Here is a 4,002-nt window from a genome sequence, read left to right on the forward strand (position 1 = left end):
TTCGGTGTGCTCAGGTCTGGAAAAATATTTGATCCGACCTTGCACAACGCTTGACGGGGATAACAGTATCTACGTCCTACACCACTTTCCGCTCGCGCAGCCCGTCAATTTCCGTGGTACCCAACCCCAGCCACTGCCCCAGCACCTCGTCCGTATGCTGCCCCAGCAACGGCGGCGGCAAGCGATACTGTACCGGCGACGCTGACAAGCGCACCGGGTTGGCCACCAGCGCCACCGTGCCTGCCGTCGGGTGTGCCATCTCCACTTTCAGGCCACGCGCTACCACTTGCGGGTCGGCAAACACCTGGTCGATGCGGTTGACGGGGCCGCAGGGCACGGCCGCCAGCTCGAACGCCGTGATCCATTCGTCGGTGGTGCGCATGACGGTGGCCTGGCGCAGCAGCGGGATCAATATCGCCCGGTGCGCCACGCGCTGCGGATTGGTGGCGAAGCGTTCGTCCTGCGCCCATTCCGGGTGGCCGGCGATGGCGCAAAAGCGCGCAAACTGGCCGTCGTTGCCGATCGCCAGGATCATGTCGCCATCGGCGGTCGGGAAATCCTGGTAGGGCACGATATTCGGATGCGCATTGCCCATGCGCTGGGGCACTTTGCCGCCGCACAGATAGTTGGCGGCCTGGTTGCCCAGCGCCGCCACCTGCACGTCGAGCAGGGCCAGGTCGATATGCTGGCCCAGGCCCGAGCGAGTCCGTTCGGCCAGCGCCGCCTGCACCGCGATGGTGGCGTACAGCCCTGTCATGATATCGGTCTGCGCCACGCCCACCTTTTGCGGCCCGGCGCCCGGCTGGCCGTCGGGCACGCCCGTGATGCTCATCAGGCCGCCCATGCCCTGGATCAGGAAATCATAGCCGGCGCGGGCCGCATATGGCCCGTCCTGGCCAAAGCCCGTAATGGAACAGTACACCAGGCGCGGATTAAGTTCGAGCAGGCTGGCCGCATCGAGCCCGTACTGTTTCAGCCCGCCCAGCTTGAAATTTTCCAGCAATACATCGGCTTCAAGTGCGAGCTTGCGCACCAGTGCCTGGCCTTCCGGCGCGGCAAGGTCGATGCACAGCGAACGCTTGTTGCGGTTGGCGCACTGGAAATAGGCGGCCTCCGCAGTGTCGCGCCCGTCCTCGTCCTTCAGGTAGGGCGGACCCCACGAGCGCGTATCGTCGCCACGGCCCGGCTGCTCGACTTTCACCACGTCGGCGCCCAGGTCGGCCAGCAATTGCCCGGCCCACGGCCCGGCCAGCACGCGCGACAGGTCCAGCACGCGCAAGCCCGTCAACGGCGCCGGGCGCAGGGTGGAAGCGAGGGCGTCCATCAATTGCTGAAGGCGGCGATGCCGGTAATGGCGCGGCCGATGATCAGCGCGTGCACATCGTGCGTGCCTTCATAGGTGTTGACCACTTCCAGGTTGACCAGGTGGCGGATCACGCCGAACTCGTCGGAAATACCGTTGCCGCCCATCATGTCGCGCGCCATGCGGGCGATGTCCAGCGCCTTGCCGCAGCTGTTGCGTTTCATGATCGAGGTGATTTCCACGGCGGCCGAGCCTTCGTCCTTCATGCGGCCCAGGCGCAGGCAGCCTTGCAGGCCCATGGTGATTTCGGTCAGCATGTCGGCCAGTTTCTTCTGCACCAGCTGATTCGCGGCCAGGGGGCGGCCAAACTGCTGGCGGTCCATGGTGTACTGGCGTGCTTTCAGGTAGCAGTCTTCGGCCGCGCCCAGCGCGCCCCAGGCGATGCCATAGCGGGCGCTGTTCAGGCAGGTGAACGGGCCTTTCAGGCCGCGCACGTCGGGGAAGGCGTTTTCTTCCGGGCAGAACACCTCGTCCATGACGATTTCGCCGGTGATGCTGGTACGCAGGCCGACCTTGCCGTGGATCTCGGGCGCCGACAGGCCTTTCCAGCCTTTTTCCAGCACGAAGCCGCGGATCGCGCCTTCGTCGTCCTTGGCCCACACCACGAACACATCGGCGATCGGGCTGTTGGTGATCCACATCTTGGCGCCCGACAGGCTGTAGCCGCCCGGCACTTTACGGGCGCGCGTGACCATGCTGCCCGGGTCGGAGCCGTGATTCGGCTCGGTCAAACCAAAACAGCCGATGAATTCGCCGGTGGCCAGCTTGGGCAGGTATTTTTGTTTCGTTTCCTCATTGCCGAAAGCGTTGATCGGCACCATCACCAGGGACGATTGCACGCTCATCATCGAGCGGTAGCCCGAATCGATGCGCTCGACTTCGCGCGCGGCCAGGCCGTAGCACACATAGTTCAGGCCGGCGCCGCCGTATTCTTCGGGAATGGTCGAGCCCAGCAGGCCCAGTTCGCCCATTTCGCGGAAGATGGCGGCGTCGGTGCGGCCGTGGCGGAACGATTCGAGCACGCGCGGCGCCAGGCTGCCCTGGCAATAGTCGCGCGCCGCGTCCAGCACGGCGCGTTCGTCGCCCGTCAGTTGTTCGTCCAGCAGCAGGGGGGAATTCCAGTCGAATACGGTTTTGCTCATCACGGGCCTCGCAGGTGAGCGCCGGTGAGGGCGCAGATTGAATGGGACTCATGGTAGGTTGTCGCCGCGCCTCAGGCAAACGATTTTTACGCACCCAGATATGCGCGCCACGCATATCTTGCGGCATACTGTGGCTTTTAACCTCCAGGCCGCTCCATGTCACGCAAGATCCCCATGCTGCAGGCGCTCAATTGTTTTGAAGCGGCGGCGCGCCATCAAAGCTATACCCATGCGTCGCGCGAACTGTCGCTGACGCAAAGCGCCGTGTCGCGCCAGATTGCATCCCTTGAAAGTTTTCTCGGCGTGCAACTGTTTCAGCGCACGCGCCATGGCGTGGTGCTGACCTCCGCCGGCGCCTCGTATGCGCGCCAGATCGCGGCCCGCCTCGATGGGCTGGAGCGCGACACGCTCGACACCATGGCGCGCCAGGGAGGCGGCGCCTTGCAGCTGGCCTCGGTGCCGACGTTTGCCACGCGCTGGCTGATGCCGCGCCTGGCCGGCCTGGCCGCGCGGCAGCCCGAGATCGTGGTGCATATCGATGCGTATACAAAACCGTTCATGTTTGCCGACACGGAATACGACGGCGCCCTGTATGCCGGCACGCCCGAGCAGCTGGGGCGCTGGCCCGGCACGCGCGCCACCTTGCTGATGCACGAAGAGATCGTGCCGGTCGCCAGTGGGCGCCTGCTGCAGGCGCGTGGCAGCTGGCAGCCGCAGGATCTGCTGGAGCTGACATTGTTGCAACCGAGCACGCGCCCGGGCGCCTGGCGCCAGTGGTTTGACGCCATGCAGGTCGACGGGGCGGCACTTGATGGCGCCCGCTTCGGCGCACGCTACGAACTGTTTTCCATGCTGGCCATGGCGGCCGTGCAGGGCCAGGGCGTGGCGCTGCTGCCGCGCATGCTGGTCGAGACCGAGCTGGCGCGCGGCGAATTGCAGATCGTGTGCGAGCGCCCGCTGCGCGGGCAGCGCGCATATTATCTGATCACGCCCGAAGCGGCGCACGAAAAGTTGGCGCTGCAGCAGTTTCGGGCATGGCTGCAGGCGGAGGCCGCTTAAACGACCTTGGCGGTGTCGAAATGCGGGTTGTCGATCAGCCCGATCTGGTTGCCGAACGGATCGAGCAACTCGACCGTGCGGATGCCCTCACCCACATCCGTCAGGGGATGGTGCAGGGTGGCGCCCAGCGCAATAAACCTTTCGATTTCCTGGGCTATGCCTTCGACGCCCCAGTAGGTGACGCTGCCCTGGGTACCCGGCTGGCCGTCCGGCAGCAGGCCCAGTTCGAAGCCGCCGATATTGAAACCGACGTAAAACGGCTGGTCGAAATAGGGCTCGGTGTTGAACGCCTGGCTGTACCAGGCCTTGCCTTTTTCCAGGTCGGGAACGGGATAGGTAACGGTGCGCAAACCCTTGATCATGTGTGGTGGTCAAGTAATTTCGGACACAACGATAGGTTCACGTGCTGCCATTTTCCGTTCGTAGACGGTGGGCGGC

4 protein-coding genes are annotated in these 4,002 nt (G+C 64.7%); 1 reads left to right on the forward strand and 3 read right to left on the reverse strand.

Features of this window, described 5'->3' with window-relative positions:
• Positions 1 to 76: 76 nt before the first annotated feature.
• A complete protein-coding gene (locus tag ACP7B7_RS31480) occupies positions 77 to 1,324 on the reverse strand; it encodes a CaiB/BaiF CoA transferase family protein (RefSeq protein ID WP_426079340.1) in 1,248 nt (415 codons plus the stop codon).
• Positions 1,324 to 2,505 carry an acyl-CoA dehydrogenase gene (locus tag ACP7B7_RS31485; protein WP_426079341.1) on the reverse strand — a complete coding sequence of 394 codons (1,182 nt, stop codon included), beginning with the start codon at positions 2,503 to 2,505 and terminating at the stop codon, positions 1,324 to 1,326. The genes ACP7B7_RS31480 and ACP7B7_RS31485 overlap by 1 nt, the downstream gene beginning before the upstream one ends.
• Positions 2,506 to 2,661: 156 nt before the next feature.
• Between ACP7B7_RS31485 and ACP7B7_RS31490 the strand changes: the two genes are divergently transcribed.
• A complete protein-coding gene (locus ACP7B7_RS31490; protein ID WP_426079342.1) occupies positions 2,662 to 3,564 on the forward strand; it encodes a LysR substrate-binding domain-containing protein in 903 nt (300 codons plus the stop codon).
• On the opposite strand, the gene ACP7B7_RS31495 is transcribed toward ACP7B7_RS31490, so the two are convergent.
• Complete coding sequence (locus tag ACP7B7_RS31495; RefSeq protein ID WP_426079343.1) at positions 3,561 to 3,926, reverse strand: VOC family protein; 366 nt, start codon at positions 3,924 to 3,926, stop codon at positions 3,561 to 3,563. The genes ACP7B7_RS31490 and ACP7B7_RS31495 overlap by 4 nt on opposite strands.
• Positions 3,927 to 4,002: the final 76 nt, after the last annotated feature.

The organism is Janthinobacterium sp. PSPC3-1, from assembly GCF_049896105.1.
Lineage (GTDB): Bacteria > Pseudomonadota > Gammaproteobacteria > Burkholderiales > Burkholderiaceae_D > Janthinobacterium.